Raw genomic sequence first — 26611 nt, 5'->3', positions numbered from 1 at the left:
CCATGGCACGGACGACAGAACGCCCTGTGGCAGTTCGGGAGGTGCGGCTCGACAGCGAGCGCCGACGCTGCGAGGCGTGCGGCACGAGGACGCGTGCGGACTGGCGCTCGCGGCGCTGTGTGACGACGCTTTCTGGCTGCGTTGGACTCTCCGTGCAGGTGCGGGTGTGTCATCGCGAGGGCTGTCTGCTGGAGGGAGTCTCCTTTCGGGCCGAGACAGAGGGATACTGGGCGCTGCCCGAGCATGAGTTCGGCCTGGACGTCCTGGCCTTCATCGGGGCGCAGCGCTACCGGGAGCACCGCAGCGTGCCGGAAATCCACGCCTTGTTGCGCCAGATGGCCGTCGGCATTTCGGAGCGCACCTGCACCAACCTTCTCGACCGGTACGATGAACTCGTCAGTCTCAAACTGCTCGACTCCGGGCGGTTGAGAGAGACCCTCCAACGACAGGGGCGTGCTGTGCTCGCCATTGATGGGCTCGCTCCAGACGTGGGACACGAGGTGCTCTGGGTGGTACGCGAATGCCTATCGGGCCAGGTGTTGTTGGCTCGTCCCCTGCTGTCCGGGAGCGAGCAGGAACTTGTGCCACTCCTCGATGAAGTCGAACGCGTGCTGGGGCCAATTCCCATCGTTGGTGTGGTGTCCGATGGGCAGAGGAGCATCCGCAACGCTCTCGCCCACGCGCTGCCCCAGGTTCCTCACCAGCTCTGCCATTTCCACTATCTGCGTGAGGCGGCTCGCCCCCTCTATGAGATGGACCGGCACGCGAAGAAGGAGTTGAAGAAGCAGGTCCGCGAGGTGAGAAAGGTAGAGCGAGTGGTGGAAGGTCGCCAGGACGTTGGCGCTCGAACAACACGCGCCTACGCGGCTGCCGTCAGGAGCGCGCTCACCGACGACCATCGCCCACCACTCAAGCCCTCCGGACTACTGCTGCGTCGACGTCTGGGCGCCATCGAGAAGAGCCTGGAGCGAGTGTCAAAAGGGGGGCCTGCCCGCCGGAGTTGAGCCGCTTGCATACAGTCTTGCGAAAGGCATTGAAGGCTACTGCCAACATGTGGCGTGGATTGGCGCGGGCCTATCAATGGATAGAGCGCACCGCGACCATCCTCCGCAATGAGCCTGGTCTGGACGCGGGTGGCGTACGACGCAGACTCGCGGCCTTGTTGGCGGCCCTCGTGCGGTGGACAGGCCGACATCACCGTGGAGTGCTGCGTCAGGCCCTTGCCCACTTTCTCCTGGAGACGCGTCGATACTGGAAGGGGCTCTTCCACTGCTACGACGCGCCGGACCTGCCCCGCACCGACAATGACTTGGAACACCTCTTCGGCACTTGCCGCTACCACGAGCGGCGCTCCTCGGGCCGGGTGCGCGGCAGCGCGGGCCTTGTCGTGCGCGGAGCGGTAAGGTTGCCAGCCATCGCCTCGGCCCTGCTACTCCCTGAGATTGACGGCCCCCAGTTGGCCCCTGAAGACATCAATGACTGGCAGCGGCTGCGCGCCCAGCTCGAACAGCGGCGCGCTCCTCGCATCATGGGCCGACGCTTTCGTGTCAACCCGGATGGCTACCTCCGAGACATCGAGGATGGGCTCAGGCCATATTTGCCGGCGTAGTTTTTTTAGCAGCGTCCGCTCCATCTCCAGCTCGCGCACCTGTTTGCGCAGCTTCGTGAGCTCCTGCCGCTCCGCACTCGTCAGCGCCCCAGGCTTGCCCTGGCCTTTGTCGGCTCGCGCCTGGTCCACCCACATCCGCAATGCCGACAGCGTCAGGTCCAGGTCCCTTGCCACCTGTGACGTCGTCTTGCCTTCCTCCAGCACCAGCCTCACCGCTCCGGCCTTGAACTCCTCCGTGTAGCTACGTCGGGGCCGTCTCGGCTTCTTCTCTTCCTTCATGGCGGACACCGTATCTGCCTCTTCCGTGGTGTCCACTGATGCGGATCAAGCCCACATTGACCCATGCCAAGGCGAAGCAATGGGAAGAGGCGGAGACGGAGCTGAACGCGGCTGACGCCACCCTGAAGGCATTCGAGGGACTCGAGGTCGCCAAGTCGAAGGAGTGGAGCACCCTGTCGGGCCAGGCCGCTCAGCAGCGGAAGCGCATCCAGCCGGGATTGGAGAAACTCCAGCTCCAGCGCGAGGCCCAGAAGCTGATGGTGGAGCTGCGCGGGCCGAAGCCTGTGAACTCAGCCTGGGACGGCTCCGTGTTGGAGGTGAAGCAGTACCTCAGGCAGGTGATGAATGACCCGGACAGCTACGAGCATGTCTCGTCGTCGGCTCCTGTTGCCCGCGATGGCTACTGGGTTGTGAAGAGTTCCTTCCGGGGAAAGAATGCCTTCGGTGGGAAGGTCATCAACACGAAGTACTTCTTCATTCAGCGCGGGCAGGTCGTTCACGTGGAGGACTAGCGCGGGTTGCCAGCGTTGGCTCGCGGGGGGGCCTTGTCGCGCCCCCCCTCTGCCTAACATTGTCCTACGCAGTTACAACGGCCGGGGACCGTGGCAGTCCTCGACCTTGTCTCCGCTTCCACAAGTGCATCGGCCGGTCTCAGGTACATGAGCAGGCCGGCGCTGGCTGAATCCCTCCAGACGCATCTGTGCCTCGATGCGTTTCTTCGTGAGCTTGTGATGCTCTCTCTCTGCTCGCTCATCGAGGTAGACCCCAGCCTCATCGTCGCCGTTGTCGACGTAGTTCGCGGCCTCAAGCTTACCCACTACTGCGACTGCCTCGATGTACTTGTCAACGGTTCGGCTTGCGGCCAGGGCCTTCTGTCGCGTGAGGATTCGCTTGCCGTTGTAGACGTTTCGCGGGTCGGGCACGAAGAGGTCTTGGGTGCTTCCGTCATGCGGAGGGGTGACATCCACGAATGTGCCATCAGGCTTCTGCACGACCGCATGCGCCTGGGCTTCCAGGAGAATCCCCGGCCACTCCCATATCCGCCAACCGTAGACAACTTGCCCGCCACACTGCTCCGCCACGTTCTTTGCGTTGACGTAGCAGTCGAGTCCCTTGGCGTTCACCGCGGGGATAATGGGCACGTAGACTGGTTGGGTGTTCCTGCCAGTGAGTTCCTTTGAAAAGGAAAGAATGGCCGGCGTGATGGTGGCTGGTGCAGTGAGGTTCATCGTAGGTCCTCAGTCTGATTGGGCGGGTCAAAGGATGCCGCAGGGTGGATTTGCGAACGTATACTGTTGCGCGTTCGCTTCCAGCACTGGACGAGCCCCTGCGCGGGCCGAGCCCGCCCGAACCGCTGATGCTCGTTCACGCGCAGTTCCTCGCGGGCGGAAGCGCAGCCGCGCCCCAGCGGGCCCGTCGTGGGGCAGTCGCGGCGGGCTGCTGCGCGGGCCTTTGGGGTGGCTCAGGACAGGAGCGGGCGAACGCGGGTGCATCCCCGGGCCGCCCTTCCGTGGCCAGCCGGAGCCACCACGGTGCGCGGGCAAGGGCAGCGAGGCGCGGCAGAGGGCCGTGCCGGGGGCGTGGCCGAGACACGCCGAGAGGTTTCTCGGAGAGTCTGCGCCGCGCGGCGAAGTCGAGAATACCGAGTAACGGAAAGCCCTTTTTCGCTCCCTTGGTTAACAGGTGGCCTTTTTTGGCCTTCTGAAAGAGGGAAAGGGCGCAACCCTGGAAGGTACGACATCGAAAGCCAGGGATTGTCAGAATCGGGCGCCCGCGGTGGTTAACAAAACTGTTAACCACTCTCGGCCGCTCTCTCCCCAAATCGGGCGAAAGAGCGCTTCAGAGGGCCCAGTTGGCGGCGGAGAGGAGAGGGCATCTCGCTCTGCGGAGCCGAGCGCCGAGAACGCCCTCTGCAGCACCGCGAGCCAAAATCCCTTGCGATTCAGGGGCTTAAGCACGAAGGCCCCGCGATATCATCGCGAGGCCCTTGTTAAACAAAAAGGGCCCTACCAGTTGGTAGGGCCCTTCAAGTAGCTCGGCGAGCGTGAGGCGGACGCGGGCGCCGAAGGTGAAGAGCGCCGTGCCGGGGTTCAGGTCGGTCGCGTCGGGGGTGGTGATGTTCGCCAGCGGGCAGCCTGTGCCATCACAGACGGCGGGGAACCTCACGCCGAGACCCTCGAAGCCCGTCACCGCCGTCACCGTGGCGCCATTGTTCGTCTGCACCGTGCCGGTGTGGCCCTTGCCGCTGTCGTCCGTGACGGTGGTGACGGGCGTGGTGACGGTGTCGAAGCGGTAGCGCAGCTTCTGGCTCACGGCGCCAGCCGCCATGGGGGCCAGCACCAGCGTCGCGAGCGCCGCGCGCTTCGCCGTCCATCGGGGATGTGTCGTGCCAATCATGGGCTCTCCTGGGTGTCTCGGGTGTGGGGACAGCGAGGAGAGGATAGGCGTGGGTTCGGGAAAGTGTGTCACCCGGGAACGGCGCGACCTTCCGGGGGAGGCGCGTTAGCGCCCCGTGCTCCCTACTTCGACTCCGGCAACGTCCAGTCGAAGAAGAACCGGTGCGCGCCACCCGGAGCGCTGTCCAGCCAGCCCGTGATTCGCTCGCTGCGCGCGAGCAGCGGCCCCAGCTCGGAGCTCACCGCGAACATCGCCGCGAGGTTCTCGTCCGAGAGCACGTCCGCCAGCGACACCTGGGACAGTCCGCGCGCGAGCAGCTTGGGGTCCAGTGAGAAGTCCGCCGCCCGCTCCAGCTTCGCCGTCGTCTCCGGCAGCGCCGCCATCGTCGCCTGCGTCACCGCGTCGTCGTTGCCCACCACCAGGTGCTTGCCCTTCTGCCGCACCTGCACCGTGCCGCCCTTCACCGTCAGCGCCCAGCCATCCTCCAGCGCCTTCGCCCCCGGCAACTTCCCCAGCGGCGCCAGCGCATTCTTCATCGCCGCCGCGTCCTTCACCTCCGCCGCCAGCGCCTGCTTCACCGCGAAGAAGCGCGCCTCCGGCGCACGCAGCGAGCCGCGCACCTGCACGTTGCTCATGCTCACCAACATGTTGCCCGTCAGCTGCTTCGCCACCGCGTCCGTCGTCGCCTGCACCTGCTCCCTCGGACACGACGCGCACAGCGCCTGGATGTTCGCCCTGAGCGAGCCCACCGCCTGCGAAACCCCCGCCGGCGCCACCGCCACGCGCGAGAACAACAGCCCCTCCGGCTTCATCGCCGCATATGGGCTCGCCGCCTTCGCCTGGAACGGCGGCAACGGCAGCTTCGTCGTCGTGCCGTCCACCTTCAGCCCCGTCGCGTTGCCGTCCAATCCCAGCACCGCTCCACCCGTGGCCAGGAACGCCACCCCCGCCACCTTCCCCAGCCGCGCATCCGCCGCGGGCGCCTTGCCCACCAGCTTCACCGACTCCTTCAGGAGCGCCGCCCCGCCCTCATCCGTCGCCCCGTACGCGCAGACGTCCGAGCCCTTGAGCGCATAGCCCATGGCCCCACCCGCAGAGCGCGTCGTGCTCACCGTCGTCACGCCCTTCGACGTCGCCGACTTCGCCTCCTCACCCCCGGCCTGCGTCATCGCCTCGGCCGCCTTGGCCTGGAACACCTTCGCGTCCGACACCCGCATGCACGACACGCGGCCATCCGTGCGCAGCGACACCGTCGCCGGCCCCGCCGGGTCCAGCCCCACCGCCGTCAACGTCTCCGGCTTCGTCGGGTCGATGGTCAGGAACGGGTGCAGCTCCGCGCGCCACGCCGCGGGCCTGAGCAGCGCCGCGTGCGTCCCCGCGCGCTCCAGGAAGGCCGTGAGCCCCGCCAGCGCGTCCAGCTTGGGCACGTGGACCACCGTCTGGGCCTGGGCTGCGGAACGGGGCGCGGGAGCAGCCGCCAGCGTGGCGGCGAGGACGAGCGAGGAGAGCATGCCCTCCGTGAGAGCAGCGCACCTCCACCCCTGTCAAGGCACTCGCACCCCCCGTGCCCTTGGAACCCGCTGGGGCCTCACCCGAACGGCCAGTGGTTGACGATGGCGCCGGTAAAACCCCGGTGGAACAGCGAGGCGGAGCCAGTCCGCCCGACTGCCCACCGGTCCCCCTCCCCATCCCGTGCCGCCTCGCCCAGGCCGCCGCGGGCACGTGGGCCCGGGGCCCCGGGCCCCAGGCGTCCGCCCGTACGGCCCGGCATGTCGAGTCAGCCGGGATGCACTGCGACTTCCAGAAAACTCAGAGTCGGCCCTGGTTGGCCCACTCGATCATCCGCTCCGCCAGATCCTCGGTGTTGCGCCGCAGGTGCGCCAGCTGGAGCACCTGGTCATCCGCGTCCGCGAGCGTCATGCGCCGCGTCAACAGCTCCGCGAAGCGCACCACCTGCGCGATGCTGATGCAGTCGGCGTCCTCCGACGCCCCGGCGAACCGCGCCACCTCCGCGTCCACCTCCAGCTGCTCATCCAGCAGCGCCTTCACCAGCGCCGAGCGGGACACCGGCGTCTCGAACTCCTCCGGATTGCGCAGCTGACGACGCCACGGCTGGGACTCCCACCGCACACGCGCGGGGTCCCTTAGGACTCGGTTCCGCGAGGGCTGAATGCTCATCAAGGCCTGCATGCCGACCTTCATCGGCGACCCGAAACTGAGTTCCATCAGTGCCCCCTCTCCACCACGGGGTCTGTCCACGAGCGTGACCGACTTCATTCGTTCCAGCCGTTGCCTTCCCGTCCTACCCACGCGACCACCCCTTCATTACGCGCGAGCGGCCAAATCTTGATTGGAGCCACGGCGCCAAAGGGTTGCGTGCATGCGCCAGGAGTGCGTTGACACACGGCGGTGGGCCCGGGACAGTCGCGCGCGCCATGCCGACCTATCCGTCCTCACCCCGAGAGGCCTTCCACCTGCTGCGCGCGTTGTCGGAGGACCTGGCCCACCCCGAGCGGCGCGCCCAGGCGCGGGTGGAGCTGCGCGAACTGGCGGACCTGTCGCGCGACCAGCCCGAGTCGGCCCCGCTGCGGCTGGTGACCGTCACCGTGGCGGTGGGCGCCTCGCAGGAGCGGCTGGAGCTGTTCCTCTTGCCCTCCATCTTCGCGCCCGAGTCCTGGGCCTACACCTTCCTGGAGGGGCTGCTCAGCGTCCCGTTGGACGAGTACGCCGGCAAGCGGCTGGTGGAGGTGGGCGCGGGCTCGGGCTGGATCTGCATCGCGCTGGCGAAGTTCACCCGGCTGGCGCACGTGCACGGCGCGGACCTCAACCCGCACTCGCCCGTCGTCGCGCGCTGCAACGCGTGGCTCAACGGCGACGAGACGCTGGTGTCGCGGCTGTCCTTCGCGGAGAGCGACCTGTTGCGCGGCGTCCCGGCGCAGCCCGCGTGGGACTTCGTGGTGGGCTGCATCCCCCAGGTGCTGCGCACGGAGGAGCTGCCCGGGGAGCTGTCCCAGGCCGACGAGCAGGCGCTGTATGACTTGTCGAACTACTGCACGTTGCAGAACGTGTACGAGGACCACTTCGGCCTGGGGCTCATCGCGCGGCTGCTCGACGAGGCGCCCGAGCGGCTGGCGCTGACGGGCAGGCTGCTGCTCAACCTGGCGGGCCGCCCGGGCCGTCCCATCATCGAGCGCATGTTCACCCGGCGCGGCTTCTCCACGCGGGTGCGCGTGGCGCGGCGGGTGCGGCAGGCGGCGGACACGGACATCCGTCCGCTGGTCGCGCTGGAGCAGCGCACCGGGCGCGAGTTCGAGTTCTTCATGGAGGCGCACAGCCCCGAGCCCCTGCGCGCCGCCACCGCGCTGGGCTGGCTACAGTCGGGCCATGCCGTATGGCACGAGGTGGCCGTGTGGGAGGCGCACCTGTCGCGTCCGCGCGAGACGCTGGCCCTGCGCCAGTCGCTTCGAGGACTGGGCATCCCCGCGCTGCAGGAGGAGCTGGATCTGGGCGCCGCCTCGCCCGAGCAGCTGGGCTTCGTCGCGGCGCTGTCGGAGCGGCTCGCGAAGGGGCCGCTGCTGCCGTACGCGCACGAGGCGGGAGACGCGTCGTTCCGGCGTCAGCTGGTGCGCTACCTGGAGCGCTACTTCGGCCTGAGGCTGTCGGCGGAGGAGCTGTTCGTCGCGCCCGAGCGTGAGCAGGCGGTGTACTCGCTCCTGCTCGCCACGTGCGACGCGGGCGACGAGGTGCTGGTGTCGCGCAACCTCCACCCGCTCTACGCGCGAGCGCTGGAGAAGGCGGGCGTGCGCGCCACCGTGACGCACACGACGCTGGAGGAGATTCGCCGGCTGCTGTCCGCCTTCGACGTGAAGATGGTGCTGCTCACGGTGGAGAAGGGCGAGCGCACCAACCTGTCCGTGCTGCGCGACATCATCGCGGAGGCGTCGCGGCGGGGCATCTGGGTGGTGCTGGACGAGAGCGCCTTCTTCAACATCACTGGCCAGGTGGAGCCGCTCACCCTCTTCGAGTTCCTGGCGCGCGAGCCGTATGCCCCCAACCTGGTCGTGCTCTACGGCCTGGTGAAGAACGCGGTGTGGCCGGACCTGGAGCTGACGCTGCTGCTGCCCGTGCCGGAGCCGCTGCGCGCGGACCTGGAGGTGGCGGCCGAGGTGACGTACTCGCGCATCAGCACGCTGGCGCAGTGGTTCTACGAGCGCACCTTCGCGGACCTCTTGTCCTTCCGCATCTCCTTCGCGGAGCCGGAGCCGCCCGGGCCCCGCCGGCACCCGGTGGTGCCGCTGCCGCGCTCCTCGCGCATCCAGACGCTCTCGGCCTTCCCCGCCTTCGCGCCCAAGGTGTTCCGCGAGGACGACGCGGAGCTGGTGCGCCTGGACTACGGCGAGAACGAGGGGCCGCTGCCCGAGCCGCTCGTGGAGGGGCTCATCGCCGCCGCGGCCGCGCCTCGCGAGTCCGGCGCGCAGACGGGCCTCTCGGAGGCCGTGGCCGCCTTCCTGCTGGAGACGCGCGCCGTGCGCTACACGCCCGAGGAGCTGGTGCTCGCGCCGGGGGTCTGGCCGCTCATCCACCACCTGGGCGTCGCCCTCAAGAAGCGCCTGGGCCGCGCGCCCCGCGTCTTCCTGACGACGCCCTGCTACGGCGTGCTGCCGCCGACGTTCCTCTCCGCCGGCTGCCAGGTGGACCAGGGCACGCTGTCGGAGCTGCTCTCGCGACGGGGACAGGGCGGCTTCGTCCCGGACGCCGTCGTCATCTCGCAGCCCTCCAACCCCACGGGCGTCTACGTGGCGCGCGAGGAGCTGGTGGCGCTCGCCAACTACGTGGTGGAGCAGCGCTGCCTCCTGGTGTCCGACGAAATCTTCGGGCTGGTGAACCTCACCAGCCCCACGGCGGAGACGGTGCACAGCCCGGTGACGCTGGAGGGCGCGGTGCCGGGCGTGGGCGCGCGCACGGTGGTGCTCGGCGGCCTGTCCAAGGAGTTCGCCGCGGGCGGGCTGCGCGTCGGCTGGCTCGCCACGAGGGACCGCGCGCTGGCCTCGGCGATGCGCGAGGCGGGCCCGGGCGTGCTGCACCTGGTCACCGCACGCGCGGCGGCCTACCTGTACGCGGCCTACGCGCGCAGCCCGGACGGCCAGCTGCTCTACCCGGCGCGACACCGCTCCCTGCGCGCCTTCCTCACGAAGATGCGCCGCGAGCTGGCGGAGAAGCGCGACCTGCTCGCGGCGGTGCTGCCGAGCGAGGCGCGCGCGGAGGTGGGTGACGCGGGCGGGCTGTTCCTCGCGCCCCGCGTGACGTCCTGGTTGGGGCGCACGGTGGACGGCGAGCGGCTCACGCCCGAGAACCTGCCGCGCGTCGTCTACGAGCACACGCACGTGGTGCTCAACGGCGGCCCCTGGTGCTCGGACCCGGAGCGGGTGCGCGCCGTCTTCTCCATCCCCCGCGACAAGCTGGAGAAGGCCTGCGAGCGATTGAAGGCCTTCGGCGCGAAGCTCCCGTCCTCCTCCTGACACCCCGCCGCCAACGAGGCGGGACTGTCCTCGACTCGACGCCGGGGCCGTTCATGTGGGGACACAGACCCTGTCCCCACGGTGGATGGGGTGCTCCAGGTAATTCCAGCATGATTGGTAATCCCCGGTAGGCCGACGGCCCGCCCCGGGGTTCTTCCGTCTCCTGTCGTGGGGGGTGTCATGCCCAATCTGCTCGACCTGCCTCGGCAGGCGTTGATGGACCTGCGTTCTCGGCTGAGCCACCTGCCGTTGGTGTCGCAGCTGCCGTTGCGCAACGTGGTGCCGGACAGTCTGGCGTTGTCGAGCCCGGCGCCGCAGGACTCGGCGCTGTCGGACCCGGCGCGGGTGCTGGCGTGGCAGAAGGCGTGTGCGCGGTACGTGAAGCCGGGGCAGGTGGTGATGGACGTGTGCGCGGGGGCGGGCTTGCGCACCTTCGCGGCGGCGACGCGTCATCCGCGGCGGCTGTATGCGGTGGACCCCTCGCGGCTGCTGGACACCACGCAGTGGGTGGCGCGGCGCAACGGGCTCGAGCACATCGACTTCGTGCGCGCGCAGCCGTGGGGCTTCCAGCCGCCGGAGAAGGTGGACGTGCTGTTGCACGAGCTGCTCGGGGAGGCGCTCTTCGACGCGGGGCTGGTGCCGAGGATGCTGGACCTGCGCTCGCGGCTGCTCAGGCCCGGCGGGCGCATCCTCCCCAACCGCTTCGAGGTCTTCGTGGAGCCGGTGCAGCTGCGCGACGAGGCGTGCCTGCCCTTCATCTGGAGCCAGCGAATCCCGGGCGTGGACTACAGCTGCCTGCAGACGCTGCGCGAGGCGATGAACCCGTCCTACTTCACGCGCGTGGTGCGCTCGTACGAGGTGGACCACCTGCTGTGCGAGCCGGAGCCCGCGTTCGCCTTTGATTTGGAGACGATGGCGGCGGACGGCCTGCCCCAGCGCGTGCGCTACGAGCGGCCGGTGATGGAGGCGGGGCGCGTGGATGGCTTCTGCCTGTTCTACAAGGTGGCCTTCGACGCGGAGCTGTCCTTCACGGTGTCGCCGCTGCGAGGACAGAATCCGGCGGGCATGACGTTCTTGCGCGTGGACCCGCGCGACTTCGCTCGCAACGAGCTGTTGTCCTTCGAGCTGGAGCTGGCCGACCCGGGGGATGTGGGCACCTGGCGCTGGCACTTCCGCTGAGGGAGCGGGCGGCAGTGCTCGCGGGTGGACACCCGGGGGGACTGGAGGGCTTCGCCTCCGTCGGACCGTGCCTAGGTTTCACCCCGGCATGGGTTCCATTCGTGGGTGGGTGGTGGTGGGGGGCCTGCTGAGCGCCTTCACGGCGCTGGGGCAGGAAGGGGGCGAGCGTCCACGCACGGTGGCGGGCGTCTGCGGCAGCGCCAACTGGGTGTGCGTGGCCGAGTGCATCGAGCCCGAGTGCGTGGACCGCTGTCTGCGCGAGGGCTGCGAGCAGTCGCTGGACCGGCTCAAGGCCTGCACCCTGAAGGCGGGCTGCGCCGAGGACGACACGCAGTGTTCGGCGAAGGCGTGCGGCAACACGTGTCAGAAGGCCTTCGAGCCCGCGCCGCCCAGTCCGGAGAAGGAGCAGAAGTCTCCGTGTGACGGGCAGGCGGCCTCGGCCAGGCCCGTGCCCCAGAAGCTGGTGGGCGCCTGGCGGCTGGCGGCCGCGAGCCTGCCGTTGCAGCAGGACGGAGGCTTCACGCGAATCGAACCCCAGCCGCGCGCGGACTATGCGCGCACGCTGCGAATCACGCCCGAGGGGTGCTTCGTGCTGCGCACCGCGTTGAAGGACGCGACGTTGGGGCAGGGCAACCAGCTCGTCGTGCGCGCCTGGGGGACGATGGAGGTGCTGGATGACCACCACGTGAAGCTGCTCGCGAAGGATGGCCAGGCGGTGGGCCCGGTATGTGGTGACAAGCGCGTCATCCCCCTGGCCCGCTCCAAGGTGAAGTTCAAGGGCGGCTCGTTCCGGTGGGACTTCGAGGAGGAGACGCTCACGTTGACGGTCGACGACGCGACCAAGCAGACCTTCCAGTTCGAGCGCGAGGAGGAGTAGCGGCCCCCTCGTCAAGACAGCGCGCCACGGGAGGCCGTCCTGCGCCATCATGGTGTGTCCCGTCGGGTGGGACGCACGGAGGCACGCGTGGCCGGGATGAACCAGGAGCGGATGGCGAGTGTGGACGCGCTGTGGTTCCACATGGAGGAGCCCGCCAACCTGATGATGATCACAGCCGTGCTCGGCTTCGAGGGCCGGCTGGACTTCGAGCGGCTGCGCGAGCTGGTGCGCACGCGCCTGGTGGAGTGCTACCCGCGCTTCCGCCAGAAGGTGGTGATGGGACGGTTGGGGCAGCCGCAGTGGGAGGAGGCCCAGGACTTCTCGCTGGACGCGCACCTGCGGCGACTCCAGGTGCCGGCCCCCGGAGACCGCGCCGCGCTGGAGTCCCTGGTGAGCGAGTGGATGAGCACGCCGCTGGAGCGCTCGCGTCCGCTGTGGCAGTTCCACGTGCTGGAGGGTGGAGACGGGGGCGATGTGCTGCTCGCGCGGCTGCATCACTGTCTGTCGGATGGCATCGCGCTGGCGCGGGTGCTGCTGACGCTCACGGATGGGGACGGTGCGCGGGAGGAGGCGCCGGAGTCCTCGCGGACAGCGCCTCGTGAGGGAGGGCTCGCGAAGTGGATGCGCGGGGCGCGGGCGGTGGCGGGCACGGCTCGGACGGTGCTGCGCAAGGGCGCGGAGATTGCCGCGGAGCCCATCCTCGCCGGAGACCTGGTGCGGCAGGGGGCGCTGGGGGCCGCGGCGCTCGGCAAGCTGATGGTGGTGACGCCGGACCCGCGCACGCCGCTCAGGGGGCCCCTGGGGACTCGCAAGCGCGCGGCGTGGTCCTCGCCCATCCCCCTGGAGCGGGTGAAGGCCGTGGGCAAGGCCCTGGGCGGCACGGTGAACGACGTGCTGCTCGCGGCGCTGACGGGCGCGCTGCGGCGCTACCTGGAGGCGCGCAACGTCCCTCCCGAGGACCTGCACGCCGTGGTGCCGGTGAACCTGCGGCCGCTGGATGAGCCGGTGCCTCGGGCGTTGGGCAACCGGTTCGGCGTGGTGCTGCTGCGGCTGCCGGTGCACCTGGCCGAGCCTCGACGGCGGCTCCACGAGCTGTCGCGGCGCATGGACCTGGTGAAGAAGTCCCCCGAGGCGGTGGTGACCTTCGGCGCGCTGGAGCTGCTGGGCTACACGCCCGCGCCGCTGGAGCGGGTGGTGGTGGATGTCTTCGCCACGAAGGCCTCGCTGGTGGCCACCAACGTGCCGGGGCCCCGGCAGCCGGTGTCGCTCGCGGGCGTGAAGCTGCGCGCGCTCACGTTCTGGGTGCCCCAGGCGGGACACCTGGGGCTGGGGGTGAGCCTGTTCAGCTACGCGGGGCAGGTGACGGTGGGCGTGGCCGCGGATGAGCTGCGCGTGCCGGACCCGCACGCGCTCATCGACCACTTCCACGCGGAGCTGGAGGCGCTGAGCGACGGGGTGACGCAGGTCGCGTAGCTACAGCAGGGCGTGCTCCTCCAGCTTGTTGTAGAGCGTCCGGCGGCTGATGCCGAGCAGCCGGGCCGCCAGCGTGCGGTTGTCGCCCGCGCGCGCGAGTGCGTCCACCAGGGCCTGCTTCTCGGTGCCCTTGCGTTGGGACTCGAGCGTGCGGCCGCTGTCGGCGGCGGGGCTCGCGAGCGCGGTGACGCCCTGAGGCGGCGTGAGCACGGGCGTGGTGAGCCCCGGCTGCCGGGCCAGCTCGCGCGAGACGTCGTCGCCCGTGAGCGTCTGTCCGTCCGAGAGGACCACCAGTCGCTCCAGGAAGTTCTGGAGCTGGCGCACGTTGCCCGGCCAGGGCTGGGCGCGCAGCACCGCGAGCCCGTCCGGGGTGAGCGTGAAGGGCGGCTTGCCGTTGGTGCGCGCGTGGATGTCCAGGAAGTGACGCGCGAGCGGCTCGATGTCCTCGGGGCGCTCGCGCAGTGACGGCAGCCACAGGGGCACCACGTTGAGGCGGTAGAAGAGGTCCTCGCGGAATCTCCCCGCCTTCACCAGCTCCTCGAGCGGCTGGTGCGTGGCGGCGACGAAGCGGACGTCCACCTTCACCGTCTGCGTTCCGCCCAGCCGCTCCAGCTCCCGCTCCTGAATCACTCGCAGGAGCTTCACCTGCACGGCGAGGGAGATGTCGCCAATCTCGTCCAGGAACAGCGTGCCGCCGTGCGCCAGCTCCACGCGACCGGGCTTGCGGGTGGCCGCGCCGGTGAAGGCGCCCTTCTCGTAGCCGAACAGCTCGCTCTCCAGCAGCGTGTCCGGCAGCGCGGCGCAGTGCAGCTTCACGAAGGGCCCTGCGTGCCGGGGGCTGCCGTCGTGCACGGCCTTGGCGGCCAGCTCCTTGCCCGTGCCGGACTCGCCGCGCAGCAGCACCGTGGCCATGCCCGTGGCCGCCTTCGCGAGCAGGGCCTGGGCCTCCAGCATCCGCTGGCTGCTCCCGACGAAGGCGCTCGGGGTGCGGAGCGGTTCGTTCGTCGCCTCGCCTTGCGCGCGCAGGAGCGCCTTGCGGATGGTGAAGAGGATCTCCTCGCGGTCGAAGGGCTTGAGCACGAAGTCCGCGGCGCCCGCCTTCATCGCCTCCACCGCCAGCGGCACGGTGCCGTGCGCGGTGATGAGGATGACGGGGACGTCCGGCCAGAGCCGGCCCATCTCGGCCAACAGCTGCATGCCGTCCATGCCGGGCATGCGCACGTCGCTCACCACCACGTCCACCGGCCAGCGCTCGAGCAGCGAGAGCGCCTCCGTCCCGTTGCGCGCCGTGTGCGTGGCCAGGCCCGCCTGACCCAGGAGCGCACCCAGCACCTTCGCCACCGCCGGGTCGTCATCGACCAGCAGCACGGTTCCCTTCAACGACTCACTCACGCGGCTTCTCCTTCGGCCCCACCGTCCCCGCGCCGGGCATCCACCGGCAGGCGCAGACGCACCACCGTACCGCGCCCCTCCCGGCTTGTCAGACCCACGGTGCCTCCGTGCGCCTCCACCACGCGTCGGACGAAGGCCAGCCCCATCCCGCTGCCCGAGGCCTTGGTGGTGAAGAAGTCGTCGAAGGCGCGCTCGCGGGTGCGCACGTCCATGCCCTCACCCGTGTCCTCCACCTCCACCGCCACGTCCTCGTCGTCCCTCAGCGTGCGCACGGTGAGTGTGCCGCCCTTCGGCATGGCCTCCGTGGCGTTGCGCACCAGGTTCTCCACGGCGTTGGTGAGCAGGTCCTCGTCCGCGGCGCAGGCGGGCAGGTCCGGGGTGAGCTCGCGGACGATGGTGATGGGGCTCGTGCTCGCGAAGGACTGGAGGGAGAGGACGCCCTCCACGAGCCGGCCCAGGTCCACGGGGCGGGGGAGGGGCTCCACGCGCGCGAGGCGCTGGTAGGTGTCCACGACGCGTCCCAGGCGCTCCACCTGTTCGAGCATCAGGTCGAGGAACTCGCCGTGCGTGTCCCACGACTGGCCTCGGGCGTGCTCTTCCTTGAGGTACTGGGCGGCGCCCTTGAGCGCGGCGATGGGGTTCTTCAGGTCGTGCGCCATCTGCGCGGAGAAGCGGCCCAGGGTGGCCAGGCGCTCCATGCGCTCGCCCCGGGTGACGAAGGCGGTGACGCCCCGGCGCGTGGCGGCGACGAGCGAGAAGGTGATGGCGGTGGTGCACAGGACGAGCGCGCCCACCTGCGCGGCGAAGAGGCGGAAGACGGTGAGGTAGGCGAGGACGCCCACGCCCGCGAGCACCACCGCGTGCAGCGCCATGCGCGGGGCGCCCTCGCTCTCGTCGCGTCCGAAGAGTCCGAAGCGCAGCGAGGCGGTGGCCATCAAGGGCATGCACAGGAGCGTGCCCAGGTTGCCCAGGCGTGGCACCTGTCTGAGGCCGAGCTCCACCGCGAGCTCGGTGAGGAGCAGGGCGACGAGGAAGGTGAGCCCCAGGGCCATCAAGCTCGCGCGGGCGCGCTCGTCCGGGCGACGCGCGTCGCGCAGGTGCAGCGCCAGCAGCGTGAAGGTCCCGATGACCGGGGGGACCACGAGGACGGTGACGAAGATGCCGAAGCGCAGGGTGAGGATTGTCGCGGCGAGCGAGGGCACGCCCAGCGCCACGTGCATCAGCAGGGCGAGGGCTCCGAAGACGGCATAGGTGCCGTACATGGCCCAGGCCGAGCGGCGGCGGCGGCCCACGAAGGCGAGGGTGAAGTGCAGGGTGCACGGCACCGTCATCAGCGCGGCGGCGAAGCCCACCAGTCGCCAGCCCGTCTCTCCCGCGCCGGCATACGCGTAGCCGGTGAAGTTCCACGCGGACAGCGCGATGGAGAGCAGGGAGAGCGGCAGCGCGAGCGGGCTGCGTCCCACCCGGGCCAATGCCAGCCCCGCGAGCGCGAGCTGCCCGGCGCACGCGATGAGGCTGATCCACATCCCACCGGTCATGGGGTCCTGTCCCGTGCTGGCGTCACCGGCGCAGCATAGCGGGATGGCGCGGCGTCCGGAGCCGAGGCGGTGTTCGCCTCGACTCACCGACGCTCAGAGCATGCCCAGCCGGCGCGCATTGGCCGGGTCCACGGCGGCGCTCTCCCACCGACGAGCGGCCACTTCGCGCTCGTTCTCCGGCGCGTCCGCGTAGTAGCCGAGCGTGTCGTTGAGCGCGCGGCTCAGCTCCTCGATGGCGGCGAGCCGCACGTCGAGCTCGCGGTGTCGCAGTGCCGCGATGAGCCAGTCCGCGCGGCGACGGCTGCGGTTCTCCGCCCACCACGCCGCCCACTGCTTCGGGCTGAGGCCCAGCGGCATGCGCGTCACCTCGCGCAGTGCTTCCGCCGCGGCCTGCGCGCACATCTCGTCCTCGCTGCGCGTGAGCTGGATGAGGCCCTCGACGGCCTCGCGGTCATGCAGCGTTCCCAACGCCCGGGCCGCCAGCGCGCGACGCATCGTGTCCCGGCTGTTGAGCTCCTGGCGCAGCTCACGCATCGCCGAGTCCAACCTCGGCAACTGCTTCAGCGCGGCCGCCGCCACCCGCGCGGCGCTGGAGATGTCCGGCTCCAGGTCGAACAGGCCGCGCAGCACCCCGTCCACCAGCTCCACGTAGGGCAGGTTGCCCGCCGTGAGCAGCGCGAAGTAGCGCGTGTCCGCGTCATGCGAATCCAGGAGCGGCGCCAGCGCCTGCGCGGCCGGGCGTCCCAGTCGCGACAGCGCCGCCGGAATCGGGCCGAGCTCGTCCGCCTCGGGCAGCTCCACCACGGGCAGCCGGCTCCACGCGGTGGGGCCGGGGAAGTGCTGGGCGAGCACGCGGGCACTCGCCTCGGGCGAGCGCGCCAGCTCCACCATCGCGTTCGAGCGCTGCGCGGCGTCCGGGCCCGTGAGCCGACGCAGCAGCGGCGCGAAGTCCGGCGGCGGGCGCTCCTCCTGCGACTGCGCGCGAGGCGGCAGCGCGGCGGCGCGTCCCACCGTGCCCGCGGCGCCTCGACCGAAGAACGGGCTCCACCCCAGCCCCGCCACCACCGCGGGCGCGGGAGCGGGCGTGGCGGCCACCGGCACGTCCACGTCGATGGTGATGTCCTCCTCGACGGAGCGAGGCTCGGACACGCGCTGCTTGCGGAAGAGGATGAGCTCCTGGAAGGCCGAGGCCAGGTCCTGGCAGAACAGGATGTAGTCCGACAGCCGGCGCTGGCTCATCGGCTTCTGTCCGCAGTCTCCGTAGAGGATGGCCACCAGCCGGCCCTTCACCTCCACCGGGTACAGGAACACCGTGCGAGGCGTCTGCCGACCGAACAGCTCCAGGTAGTGCCGGGTGAGCGCGTCCGGAGGCAGCGGCCCCGCGTAGCTTCCCCGCGTCACCGCCACCGTGCGGAAGACGCTGCTCGCGTCGAGCGGCACGGACACCTGGGTGAGCCCTTCGCTCGCCATGCCCTCGCCGCGCGCTTCCCATCCAATCGCCGCGCCTCGCAACACCGCGAAGGCGGCCACGTAATCGAACGTCCGCCGGCCGAAGCGCAGCGCCACGTCCATCAACTTGTCGCGGTCCTTGGTGGACTCGCGCAGCGCGGCGCGTGCCGCCGCCAGCGTCCAGTCAGGGACCTCCTGATTGGCGGACGCGGTGGGCGGCGGCCGGACCTCGGGCTCGGGCGGCCTGGCCTTGGGCTGCGCGGCCGGCTTGTTCGGATTGGGGAAGACGATGAACGCGGGCTCGCTCGAGCGCGGAGGCTGCGCGGGCGGCACCTCGGGCCGAGGACCTCCGGCCAACAGCGGCGAGCCGAAGCGCATCGTGGAGAGCGGCACGGAGTCCGCCCCCGACGTGGGCGCGGCGGGACCCGGTGGCCACAGCTGCGGCGCGCCACCGGACTGCGCGGGCGGCCACAACGGGGGCGCGGCGCCAGGCGTCGTCGCGGAAGAAGGCGCTCCGCTGGCCGGAGCCGTGGAGGCACGCGCCCCCGTCACGGGCTGGGAGGAAGGCTGCGTGGCAGGCGCCGTGGAGGGACGTGCGCCAGAAGAAGCACCACCCTGCGTCGTCGCCGGAGGCTGCGCGGCGGGGCCTGTCACGAGTCGGCCCGTGGACGTGGCCGACGGAACGCCGCTCACCGTCGTCACCGGAGGCTGCGCGCCGGGACCTGTCGCGGGGCGGCCCGCTGAAGTCGTCGAGGAGGCGCCGCTCGCCGCGAGCTGCGCCGGTGGCTGTCCCGCGAACCCTGTCGTTGAGCCGCCGCCCGCCGCGGGCTGCGTGCCGGGCGAAGCACCACTCGCCGCGGGAGGCTGTCCCGCGAAGCCTGTCGGTGAAGCGCCGCTCGCGGAGGACTGCGTTCCGGGCACTCCGGCCGAGGCTCCGCTCGTCGGGGAAAACGGCGGAGGCTGTCCCCCGGAGGTACCCGTCGTGGACCGGGCAGGAGACTGCGCGCCCGTCGGCGAAGTCCCTCCGGCGCGCGCCCCAGTCGGAGCACCGCTCGCGGACGGCACACCGCCCCGTTGAACCGTCGTGGGCGTCGCTTCCACGGGAGGCCGAGGGGGCGTCGCCGTGAGCACCGGCGGCTGGGCCGGGCGAGACGTATCGGGCCTGGACGGCGGCGTCGAGGGACGCTCGGCCGCGGGCATGTTCAGCCGCAGCGGGGCTCGCACGAAGGCGGGTGGCGGCACCGGGTCGGGAGGCGGCGGCGGAGGCGGACGCTGGGGCGCGGGCGCCTCGCGGGGCGCGGCGCGAATCTCCGCGGCCACCGGCTCACCGGCGACGGAGCGGGCCAGCCGCTCCACCATGTCCACCGTGAGCGACTCGTCCGCCGGCGGAGGAGGCGGCGGCGTGACGGGGAGCTGCTTGTCCGGGTCCAACGCGGACACCAGCTGCGTGAAGCGCGGCGCCAGCGGCTGGCGGTAGATGGTGGAGATCCACTCGCGGATCCGCACCTCGGTGGCCACCCACAGCTCGAGCGGCTTGCCGAGCAGGAACCCGACCTCGTCCAGCTCCTTCTTCGGCACCGGATACGCGCACGCGACGTGCAGCGTCTGCCCATCCAGCGACAGCGGCACCACGCACAGCCGCTCCGCGATTTTCGGCGGGATGAAGGACGCGACCTCGAGGTTCGGCTCGAAGTCGACCAGGTTCACGGGCCGGAAGCCCGCGACGTCACCGAGCAGCGAGAGGACATCCGCCTCGTTCGCGAGCCCCTGCTCCAAGAGCAGCGTGTCCAGATGTCCGCCCTGGGCCTGCTGGAGTCGCAACAACTCTCCCGCCTTCTCCTGGGAAAGGAGCGTGCGGGAGACGAGGAGCTGGGCAAGGCGGGCGGGCATGTAGGCGCGGCATCTTACGGCCGCGGCCGCAAGGCACAATGAAGCGGTGGTTCAGCTCGGTTGAACGACGAAGGTGGACGTCAGCTTGTCATGGAGCGTCTGTCCACGGCGATCAAAGAGCGCCATCCAGAATCCGCCCAGGAACAGGACGAAGGAGAGGCTGGCGAGCATCGCGCGGACGATGGCCCTTCCCGGCGCCGGCGCCAGGCCGTGGGTGTCCACCAGCCTGAGGCCCAGCAGCAGTCGGCCCAACGTGCGTCCGTTCCAGAGGAAGGCCGCCACCGCGCAGTACACGAGCGCCAACACCAGCACCAGGAAAAACCCGGGCAGCAGCACCGTGTGCAGCGCCCGCAGCCACGCGACGAACCCGTCCAGGCCGGACAGGCCCGCCTCGGGCGCCTTCATCCCCGTCACCGACGAGGCCAGGGTGATGTACAGCGCCGCCACGCCACCGATGGCCGCCGCGTCGATGCTGAAGGACAGCAGCCGGCGCCACAGCGACGCGGGGCGCGCGTGGACCTCGGTGACCCCCGGCTGCACCGCGGCGGTGCGCACGGACTTCGGCTTCTCCGCCCGAGGCGCGGCGCTGGCCATCACGGGCAGACCCGAGGACACCGGGGCCGGCGCGGACTCCATCGCTGGAAGGCTGGACGCGGAAGGCGCCGGCGTCTCCGGGGCCGTCATCACCGGCAGGCCCGAGGACACCGGGGCCAAGGGCTCCGGAGCGGACCAGGGCAGGCCCGACGGCATGGGCGAGCCGGGCTCCGTGTCCGCCAGGCTCGCGGCGGGCGCCGGCGTCTCCACGCGGGGCAGGCCGGGGGCGGGTGCCACCAGGGGCTGCACGCGCGGCGGCACCGGCGGGGTGCCGTAGGCGGGCGTCATGGCGGACATGGGCGTCTGCGCCGTGGCGGGCACGGGCGGCACGTCCACGGGGAAGCCGCCCCCCTGGGCCCAGGACGGCTGGGCGGCCGGCGGGGGCGTCGCGGCGCGAGGCGCGGGCCGGTGCGAGGGCGTCATGCCCGGCGGGGTGGGGCGGGCGACCCCGGGCGGGTTCTGGGGCGCGGCGGCGCGGGGCGCGGCGGGCGGAGGAAGCGGGCCCGCGAGCGGCGCCACGGACGGCGGGGCCGGGGGAGCGGGGCTGCGCTCGGCGAAGGCGGGGCCGTCGTCACGCACGCCGGAGCGGCGGTCGATCTGCAGGTCCCGGTCGAGGAAGCTCGGCAGACCCGGCAGGGTGGTCTGGGCGGCGGCCTTGGCGCAGGCGGGGCACTCTCCGACGGGCGGCAACAGGGCTCCGCACTTCATGCACTTGGACAACGGACTCTCCTCCGGGATGAGACGCGTCGCCATGAAAAGACGTCCGCACCGAAGGAGCAAGAAAAGTGGCGAGCCCCCGAGGTCCCTCGGTCGAGGAACCGTCAGGGGCTCGTCAACGACAGGCGTCCACCTGTCCCCTGGGGGACAGCCGGTGTGGAGCGCCTCACGCTAGGCGTGGACACGGCGCCGCCCCACCGCTCCGACGATGAGCAGCACGACGATGGCACCCACGACCGACATGATGAGACCCGAGGGTCGCAGGTCGAAGAGCCGTCCGTCCCGCGTGAAGAGGGACCCGACCAATCCGCCCAGCAGCGAGCCGACCATGCCCAGCAGCGTCGTCGCCAACAGGCCCATGCTCTGCTTGCCGGGAAGGATGGCGCGAGCGATGAGGCCCGCGATGAGGCCGATGATGATGAATGCGATGATCCCCATGAACCCTTCTCCTGTCTGTGGGGACCCGGAAGGTCCCAGATGGCCCAAACGTAGGAATGACCCAGAGAAGGTGGGAACCCGTATGGAACGGGCGCTCGACCGGCCCCCCGCTAACCAAGCTCCCCATCGAGGTGCATCATCACCGCCAGGGCGGCGAGCGCGGCCGTCTCCGTACGGAGGATACGCGCACCCAACGTGACGGGTCGGGCGCCCTGGGCCTTCAGCGCCTCCACCTCCTCACGGGCGAGTCCCCCCTCCGGCCCCACGACCAGCGCGATGGGCGTGCCCGCGCCCGCGGCCCGGAACGCCTCGCCCAGCGGCACCGCGGACTCCTCTTCGTCCAACACCAATACCACCGTCCCCCGCGCGAGCGCGCGGACGGCATCACCCAACGCGCTCGGCACCTCGACCCGTGGAACGTCGTCGCGACGACACTGGCGCGCGGCCTCCTCGACGATCTTCGTCCACCGCTGGGTGCGCTCCTGCGCGCGCTTGGGCTCGAGCTTCACCACGCTGCGCAGCGTGTCCACCGGGAGGAAGGCGGCCGCGCCCAGCTCCGTGCCCTTCTGCAGCACCCACTCCAGCTTGTCGCCCTTGGGCAGGCCCTGCACCACGCTCACCGCGCGGCGGGGCGGCGCCTGTCGCGACGCCCCCAGGCTCACGCGCACCTCCTCGGCGTCCACGCCGGTGACCTTCGCCTCGAACGCGCGGCCCTTGCCGTCGAAGACCTCCAGCGCGTCACCTTCGCCCAGGCGCAGGACGTGGACGACGTAGTGGCGGCGCTCGCCGGTGAGCACGAGCGTGTCGGGGGCGGGCTCGGCGATGGGGACGAAGAGGCGGACCACGTGGGCTTCTCCAGCGGCGACGGGGTGGGGGCGTGTCGGGGCGGGGACTTCAACAGCAAGCGCCGGCCCAATGCCAGGGCTCGCTGGCCTTCGCGACTTCAGGCACCATGGGCATGTCGGTGCCCCGTGGCAGGTTCCCCTGGACCTGCTCGCGCACGGGGCGTGGTGGACGCGCGGACGTGACGATGACGGGCCAGGCGGAGGTCCTGGCTCCGCCCCGGGAAGGGAAGGAAGGGGAGCTCGCCATCATGGGCCGGGACGACGAGGGCTTCTCGCCGGGACAGGACTCCGCCGTGGCCCGCTTCGCGCTGAGCCGCGCCAACGAGGAGCTGGTGCTGGCGGAGAGCTCGCTGCGAGGCGAGCGGCGCGTGGCGTGGGTGCGGCTGGCGCTGATGGCGCTCCTGGCGGTGAGCCAGGGCGGCATCGCCCACGTCACCGGCGAGTCCCTGCCGCCGCATGACCTCCAGCGTGTGCTGGCCATCGTCCTGTACGGGCTGTTCTCCGTGCTCGCGCTGGTGGTGCTGCTGCGCCAGCGGCCGCACTTGAGGCACGCGCGGTGGTTGCCGGTGCCCACCACGGTGGCGGACACCAGCTTCTTCGCCTTCATGGGGTGGCACGCCTGGGCGCGCACGGGCCAGTTCGACGCGGGCATGCTGGGCGCGAGCATGGGCATGGTGCTGGTGTTCTCCGTGGCGCGCTTCTCGTGGCTGCACGTGCTGTTGTCCACGGCGCTGTCGTCCATGGGGTATGCCTTCGTCGCAGGCGTGTCCGGGCACGGCACCTGGTCCAGCACCAGCTTCGTCGTCTTCTGCTACGTGACGCTGGGGCTGCTCATCGCGATGACGAACGCGGAGGTGGGCAGCATGTTCCTGCGGCTGCGGCGCCGCGACGGCCTGTCGCGCTTCCTGCCCAAGCCGGTGGTGGAGCGGGTGATGGCGTCGGGGGACACGTCGCTGCGGCCGGTGCAGCGCGAGGTGACCATCCTCTTCAGCGACATCCGCGACTTCACCATGCTGAGCGAGACGCTGCAGCCGCGCGAGGTGCTGGAGCTGCTCGACGAGTACTTCGGGCGGATGACGCACATCGTGATGGCGCACGGGGGCATCGTGAACAAGTTCCTCGGGGACGGGATGCTCGCGTGCTGGGGCGTGCCGGACTCGAGCGAGGACCACGCGGAGCAGGCGATGCGCGCGGCCCTGGCCATGCGCGAGAAGCTGGCCGAGCTCAACGTGCTGCGCCTGCGCCGGGGCCTGCCTCCGTTGCGCATCGGCATCGGGCTTCACACGGGCGTGGTGGCCGCGGGCATGCTCGGGGGCGCCGAGCAGCACGAGTACACCGTCATCGGCGACGCGGTGAACCTGGCCTCGCGAGTCGAGGGGCTCACCAAGGTGCACGGCGTGGACATCCTGGTGAGCGAGAGCACGTGGACGCGCGGCGGCGGCGACTTCGTCGGCCTGCGCCTGGGCGAGGCCCACGTGAAGGGACGCCGGGAAGCGGTGGTGGTCCACGCGCTCCAGGGCCACGCGCTCGACGCGGACGTCGAGTCGCCTGCTCCCGTGCGCATCGCCAGCGGCACCTGAGGGAGGAAGGCCCCCAGGCGCTCGGGCGTCACACCGTCAGCGGCGCGGGGCGGGACCCACCGGACATGACACGCGCGTGCAGGTCGCGCTTGAGCCCCATGCCGAACAGCAACAGCGTGATGAGGTACACGGGCTCGATGAAGAACAGCTGCGGCCCACCCAGGGACAGGCCGTGGGTCTTCTTCTCGAGGACGACGTGCGCGCCCACCACGAGCGCGAAGCGCACCACCATCACGGACACGGCGACGATGGCCACGGTGGTGCCGGGAAGGTGGCCCACCGCGAGCGCGGCGCTCAGCGTGGGGACGAGCGGCAGGCTCATCAGCAGGCCCGCCGTCCACTCCAGGCTGATGGCGTACAGCGCCACCAGGGCCACCAGCACGTGGGCGGCGGACAGCGAGAAGCCTCCCACCGAGAAGCGCACGAGGCCCAGCGGGACGAGCAGGGCGAAGATGAACATGTAAGCGCCCACGAAGTGCACGGCGCGGCTGGGGCCGTTCTCGTGCAGGGGCATCCAGGTGCGCAGCTTGTCGGCGAAGCTCATGGGAGTCCGGAGGATATTTCAGGCGCGCGCCGGTGTGGCGCCCTGGGGCTGGGGCTTGATGACGTAGTCGCCGAAGAGCACGGCGACGAAGAACAGCGGGCCCACCAGCGCGTGCACCAGGTTGGTGAGGAAGGACGGGGACTTCTTCTCCCACACGGCGTGGCCCGCCAGCTGGATGAGCCAGCCGAACGCGGCGATGGCCACCACGCTCCAGGTGGGCATCAGCCGGCCCAGGGGGAAGCAGGCGGCCATGAAGGCCACCACGACGAGCCCCAGCTTCACGTCCGCGCGCAGGTACCAGACCGCGGCGAGCGCCCAGGCCACCATGCCCAGCGTCAGCACGCCGCCCGGCAGCGCGGGCACCGTCGCCAGCCTCACCCAGTCCAGCATCGCGATGATGTGCAGGACGATGACCGGAATGGCGACCTTGTGCGTCAGCCGGTTGGTGGGGTGCTGGTGCGACGAGTAGTACTCGTCGAAGAGCGCGGCGATGGGGGCCTTGAGCATGGCGTCCTCCGGACGGTGGAGCAGGGACCTCCCAAACTAGGAGAGTCCCCCGGCGCGTGTCCCTGGCGGCTCACGCCAATCTCCTGGCACGGGACGCCACGGGTCGGCTGGCCCGCACGCCCGGTGTCTCAGCCCCGCTCCGCGCCCTCGCGCCAGACGCGCGGCGTCATCCCCGTCCACCGCTTGAAGGCGCGGTCGAAGGTGCTCAGCTCGGAGTAGCCCAGGAGGAAGGCGACCTGGCTGACGCCCAGGTTCGCGTCGCGCAGGTACTGGCAGGCCAGCTCACGGCGCACCGTGTCGACCTCGTCCTGGAAGGACGTGCCGTGCTCGGTGAGGCGGCGCTGCAGGGTGCGCAGGCTCAGGTGGAGTCCCTTGGCCACGTCGGCGGCCTGGGGCGCGCCCTCGCGCAGGGACGCGCGGATGGTGTCGCGCACGGCCTGGACGAAGCCGGGCGCATCCGGTGCGGGCGAGGGCACGGCGGCGCTCGCGGCGCGCTCCAGCACGGAGAGCAGGGCGGCGTCCGCGCCGAGCACGCGCAAATCCAACGTGGCCGCGTCCAGCGTGAGCGCGTTGCGGCCGCGGTTGAACGTGGGCGCGACGCCGAAGTGGTCCACCAGCGGCGCGATGTCCGGAGGGGCGGGGTGCGCGAAGGCGATGGCGCGCGGCGACCACGGGCGCTCGGTGAGCTGCCGGCCGACGTGGGTGAAGAGCGCGAGCCCGTACTCGCTGGCGTGGCGTCCGTATGCGAGCGGGGCGCCCTCGATGCCGTAGGAGAAGGTGCCGCCGCCGTCCGCGTCGTCGGTGAAGGACGCGCTCCAGGCGGGCTCCAGGAGGGCCATGTAGCGCGCCATCGCGCGGAAGGTGTCGCGCAGCGTGGGCGAGGCCCGGGCGATGTACTCGACGAGGCCGTAGTTGCCGCGAGGCACGCGCTGGGCGACGTGCAGGCCAAGGAAGGCGTCCTGGGAGAGCCGCTCGGCGGCGTCGAGGAAGGCGTGCAGGGTGGTCAGCGGGAGGCTGACCTCGGGGAGCGAGCCCGCGTCGAGCGGCAGGCCGAAGCGCTCCACCAGGGGCGAGGGGTCCAGGCCCGTGGCGCGCAGGTACGCGAGCAGCGGACCCACGAGCTGCGAGCGGACCTCCGTGGGAGGTCTCGGGAGGGACTGGGAGGCAGGGGGCTCCACGCGCCGGGGACGCTAGCCTGTCCGGCGCGTCGGGCCCAAGAGGCGTTCAGCCGGGGCTCACATGGGGCCGATGAAGTCCTTCTTGCCGATGGGCACGCCCAGGTGGCGGAGGATTCCGTAGGCGGTGGTGATGTGGAAGTAGAAGTTGGGCAGGCCGAAGGTGAGCAGGTACTCGTCGCCCTTGAAGTCGCGCTTGAGGGTGCCGGTGGTGAGCGTGACGGTGCGGTTCTCGCTGCCCGCGAAGCTCTTGGCGGGGACGGACTTGAGATACGTGATGGTCTTGGCGATGCGCTGGCGCAGCTCATCGAAGGTGCTCTCGGTGTCGGGCATGCGCGGGGCGGGTTCTCCGCTGAGCCGCTCGGCGGTGGCCTTCGAGGTGTCGCTGGCTCGCTGGACCTGCTGCACCAGGTTGAACATGTCCGACGCGAGGCGCGCCTCGAGCACCTGCTTCGGGTCGAGGCCGTTCTCCTGGGCGTACTTCTCGCCCTGCGTGACGAGGGTGGAGAGCACCTCGAGGGCGCGGATGAAGACGGGGATGGTGGCCTCGTACATCGACAGGGACATGGAGTGCTCCACAAGAAGGGGTGCGCGGGGCGAGTGTTAATC

The 26611-nt window shown here is 70.9% G+C and carries 21 protein-coding genes and 1 pseudogene; 7 read left to right on the top strand and 15 right to left on the bottom strand.

What is annotated here, in order from left to right; genetic code table 11:
- The first annotated feature begins 2 nt into the window (after positions 1–2).
- Positions 3–1609, top strand: a protein-coding gene (locus OWM54_RS14385) for a transposase (RefSeq protein ID WP_267697863.1) whose coding sequence is annotated in 2 segments (ribosomal slippage) — positions 3–975 and positions 975–1609 — 1608 coding nt in all. Because the reading frame shifts where the segments join, the coding sequence is not laid out codon by codon here.
- Here OWM54_RS14385 and OWM54_RS14380 read toward each other — a convergent pair.
- Positions 1610–1888 (bottom strand): annotated as a pseudogene (locus OWM54_RS14380) (transposase); the annotation flags it as partial.
- A gap of 38 nt (positions 1889–1926) precedes the next feature.
- Between OWM54_RS14380 and OWM54_RS14375 the strand changes: the two are divergent.
- The gene (locus tag OWM54_RS14375; protein ID WP_267697862.1) at positions 1927–2400 is read left to right on the top strand and encodes a hypothetical protein; all 474 of its coding nucleotides are present in this window, start codon (positions 1927–1929) and stop codon (positions 2398–2400) included.
- 72 nt (positions 2401–2472) lie between these two features.
- Here OWM54_RS14375 and OWM54_RS14370 read toward each other — a convergent pair whose 3' ends face one another.
- From OWM54_RS14370 to OWM54_RS14355, 4 genes are all read right to left on the bottom strand, one after another.
- The gene (locus OWM54_RS14370; RefSeq protein ID WP_267697861.1) at positions 2473–3117 is read right to left on the bottom strand and encodes a hypothetical protein; all 645 of its coding nucleotides are present in this window, start codon (positions 3115–3117) and stop codon (positions 2473–2475) included.
- Positions 3118–3838: 721 nt separating this feature from the next.
- Positions 3839–4285, bottom strand: coding sequence for a hypothetical protein (locus OWM54_RS14365; RefSeq protein WP_267697860.1), 447 nt, complete (start codon positions 4283–4285; stop codon positions 3839–3841).
- A 122-nt stretch (positions 4286–4407) separates the two neighbouring features.
- Positions 4408–5796 carry a hypothetical protein gene (locus tag OWM54_RS14360; protein WP_267697859.1) on the bottom strand — a complete coding sequence of 463 codons (1389 nt, stop codon included), beginning with the start codon at positions 5794–5796 and terminating at the stop codon, positions 4408–4410.
- Between the two features lie 298 nt (positions 5797–6094).
- Complete coding sequence (locus OWM54_RS14355; protein ID WP_267697858.1) at positions 6095–6415, bottom strand: hypothetical protein; 321 nt, start codon at positions 6413–6415, stop codon at positions 6095–6097.
- A 305-nt stretch (positions 6416–6720) separates the two neighbouring features.
- On the opposite strand from OWM54_RS14355, the gene OWM54_RS14350 reads away from it, so the two are divergent.
- The 4 genes from OWM54_RS14350 (at position 6721) to OWM54_RS14335 (ending at position 13333) form a co-directional block, all read left to right on the top strand.
- Positions 6721–9804, top strand: a complete 3084-nt coding sequence (locus OWM54_RS14350; protein ID WP_223746195.1) for an aminotransferase class I/II-fold pyridoxal phosphate-dependent enzyme — start codon at positions 6721–6723, stop codon at positions 9802–9804.
- Between the two features lie 180 nt (positions 9805–9984).
- Complete coding sequence (locus OWM54_RS14345; RefSeq protein WP_223746196.1) at positions 9985–10983, top strand: class I SAM-dependent methyltransferase; 999 nt, start codon at positions 9985–9987, stop codon at positions 10981–10983.
- Between the two features lie 88 nt (positions 10984–11071).
- A complete protein-coding gene (locus OWM54_RS14340) occupies positions 11072–11860 on the top strand; it encodes a hypothetical protein (protein ID WP_267697857.1) in 789 nt (262 codons plus the stop codon).
- 96 nt (positions 11861–11956) lie between these two features.
- Positions 11957–13333 carry a WS/DGAT/MGAT family O-acyltransferase gene (locus tag OWM54_RS14335; protein WP_267701125.1) on the top strand — a complete coding sequence of 459 codons (1377 nt, stop codon included), beginning with the start codon at positions 11957–11959 and terminating at the stop codon, positions 13331–13333.
- Here the strand turns inward: OWM54_RS14335 and OWM54_RS14330 are convergent, their stop codons facing one another.
- From OWM54_RS14330 to OWM54_RS14305, 6 genes are all read right to left on the bottom strand, one after another.
- Entirely contained in the window at positions 13334–14725 is a 1392-nt protein-coding gene (locus tag OWM54_RS14330; RefSeq protein WP_267697856.1) for a sigma-54-dependent transcriptional regulator, read from the bottom strand.
- Positions 14722–16263 carry an ATP-binding protein gene (locus OWM54_RS14325; RefSeq protein WP_267697855.1) on the bottom strand — a complete coding sequence of 514 codons (1542 nt, stop codon included), beginning with the start codon at positions 16261–16263 and terminating at the stop codon, positions 14722–14724. The genes OWM54_RS14330 and OWM54_RS14325 overlap by 4 nt, the downstream gene beginning before the upstream one ends.
- A gap of 93 nt (positions 16264–16356) precedes the next feature.
- A complete protein-coding gene (locus OWM54_RS14320; RefSeq protein ID WP_267697854.1) occupies positions 16357–19602 on the bottom strand; it encodes a HEAT repeat domain-containing protein in 3246 nt (1081 codons plus the stop codon).
- Between the two features lie 51 nt (positions 19603–19653).
- Positions 19654–20949 carry an RDD family protein gene (locus OWM54_RS14315; protein WP_267697853.1) on the bottom strand — a complete coding sequence of 432 codons (1296 nt, stop codon included), beginning with the start codon at positions 20947–20949 and terminating at the stop codon, positions 19654–19656.
- 135 nt (positions 20950–21084) lie between these two features.
- Positions 21085–21351 (bottom strand): GlsB/YeaQ/YmgE family stress response membrane protein, encoded by a 267-nt coding sequence (locus OWM54_RS14310; protein ID WP_046711275.1) that lies wholly within the window; start codon positions 21349–21351, stop codon positions 21085–21087.
- A gap of 110 nt (positions 21352–21461) precedes the next feature.
- Positions 21462–22196: a 16S rRNA (uracil(1498)-N(3))-methyltransferase gene (locus OWM54_RS14305; protein WP_267697852.1), complete on the bottom strand. Its 735-nt coding sequence runs from the start codon at positions 22194–22196 to the stop codon at positions 21462–21464.
- Between the two features lie 113 nt (positions 22197–22309).
- Between OWM54_RS14305 and OWM54_RS14300 the strand changes: the two genes are divergently transcribed.
- On the top strand, positions 22310–23776 hold the full coding sequence (locus tag OWM54_RS14300) for an adenylate/guanylate cyclase domain-containing protein (protein WP_267697851.1): 1467 nt from the start codon (positions 22310–22312) through the stop codon (positions 23774–23776).
- A 28-nt stretch (positions 23777–23804) separates the two neighbouring features.
- Here the strand turns inward: OWM54_RS14300 and OWM54_RS14295 are convergent, their stop codons facing one another.
- The 4 genes from OWM54_RS14295 to OWM54_RS14280 all read right to left on the bottom strand — a co-directional run bounded on the left by OWM54_RS14295 (position 23805) and on the right by OWM54_RS14280 (position 26569).
- Entirely contained in the window at positions 23805–24320 is a 516-nt protein-coding gene (locus tag OWM54_RS14295) for a hypothetical protein (protein WP_141331441.1), read from the bottom strand.
- Positions 24321–24338: 18 nt separating this feature from the next.
- Positions 24339–24827 (bottom strand): DUF962 domain-containing protein, encoded by a 489-nt coding sequence (locus OWM54_RS14290; RefSeq protein WP_267697850.1) that lies wholly within the window; start codon positions 24825–24827, stop codon positions 24339–24341.
- Between the two features lie 128 nt (positions 24828–24955).
- On the bottom strand, positions 24956–25945 hold the full coding sequence (locus tag OWM54_RS14285; RefSeq protein WP_267697849.1) for an AraC family transcriptional regulator: 990 nt from the start codon (positions 25943–25945) through the stop codon (positions 24956–24958).
- Positions 25946–26062: 117 nt separating this feature from the next.
- Positions 26063–26569: a DUF1993 domain-containing protein gene (locus OWM54_RS14280; protein WP_223783416.1), complete on the bottom strand. Its 507-nt coding sequence runs from the start codon at positions 26567–26569 to the stop codon at positions 26063–26065.
- Between the last annotated feature and the right edge of the window lie 42 nt (positions 26570–26611).

Source organism: Myxococcus sp. MISCRS1 (assembly GCF_026626605.1).
GTDB classification, from domain to species: domain Bacteria; phylum Myxococcota; class Myxococcia; order Myxococcales; family Myxococcaceae; genus Myxococcus; species Myxococcus fulvus.
The sequence above is the reverse complement of the archived record's forward strand: the minus strand, read 5'-3'. Positions and strand labels throughout refer to the sequence as shown.

What these genes read in the sequence shown, in the direction of transcription:
- OWM54_RS14375 (WP_267697862.1), top strand. Translation starts at nt 1,927, where the DNA reads ATGCGGATCAAGCCCACATTGACCCATGCCAAGGCGAAGCAATGGGAA.
- OWM54_RS14315 (WP_267697853.1), bottom strand. Translation starts at nt 20,949, where the DNA reads ATGGCGACGCGTCTCATCCCGGAGGAGAGTCCGTTGTCCAAGTGCATG.
- OWM54_RS14310 (WP_046711275.1), bottom strand. Translation starts at nt 21,351, where the DNA reads ATGGGGATCATCGCATTCATCATCATCGGCCTCATCGCGGGCCTCATC.
- OWM54_RS14300 (WP_267697851.1), top strand. Translation starts at nt 22,310, where the DNA reads ATGTCGGTGCCCCGTGGCAGGTTCCCCTGGACCTGCTCGCGCACGGGG.
- OWM54_RS14280 (WP_223783416.1), bottom strand. Translation starts at nt 26,569, where the DNA reads ATGTCCCTGTCGATGTACGAGGCCACCATCCCCGTCTTCATCCGCGCC.
- OWM54_RS14350 (WP_223746195.1), top strand. Translation starts at nt 6,721, where the DNA reads ATGCCGACCTATCCGTCCTCACCCCGAGAGGCCTTCCACCTGCTGCGC.
- OWM54_RS14295 (WP_141331441.1), bottom strand. Translation starts at nt 24,320, where the DNA reads ATGAGCTTCGCCGACAAGCTGCGCACCTGGATGCCCCTGCACGAGAAC.
- OWM54_RS14370 (WP_267697861.1), bottom strand. Translation starts at nt 3,117, where the DNA reads ATGAACCTCACTGCACCAGCCACCATCACGCCGGCCATTCTTTCCTTT.
- OWM54_RS14345 (WP_223746196.1), top strand. Translation starts at nt 9,985, where the DNA reads ATGCCCAATCTGCTCGACCTGCCTCGGCAGGCGTTGATGGACCTGCGT.
- OWM54_RS14320 (WP_267697854.1), bottom strand. Translation starts at nt 19,602, where the DNA reads ATGCCCGCCCGCCTTGCCCAGCTCCTCGTCTCCCGCACGCTCCTTTCC.
- OWM54_RS14335 (WP_267701125.1), top strand. Translation starts at nt 11,957, where the DNA reads ATGAACCAGGAGCGGATGGCGAGTGTGGACGCGCTGTGGTTCCACATG.
- OWM54_RS14340 (WP_267697857.1), top strand. Translation starts at nt 11,072, where the DNA reads ATGGGTTCCATTCGTGGGTGGGTGGTGGTGGGGGGCCTGCTGAGCGCC.
- OWM54_RS14365 (WP_267697860.1), bottom strand. Translation starts at nt 4,285, where the DNA reads ATGATTGGCACGACACATCCCCGATGGACGGCGAAGCGCGCGGCGCTC.
- OWM54_RS14290 (WP_267697850.1), bottom strand. Translation starts at nt 24,827, where the DNA reads ATGCTCAAGGCCCCCATCGCCGCGCTCTTCGACGAGTACTACTCGTCG.
- OWM54_RS14325 (WP_267697855.1), bottom strand. Translation starts at nt 16,263, where the DNA reads ATGACCGGTGGGATGTGGATCAGCCTCATCGCGTGCGCCGGGCAGCTC.
- OWM54_RS14360 (WP_267697859.1), bottom strand. Translation starts at nt 5,796, where the DNA reads ATGCTCTCCTCGCTCGTCCTCGCCGCCACGCTGGCGGCTGCTCCCGCG.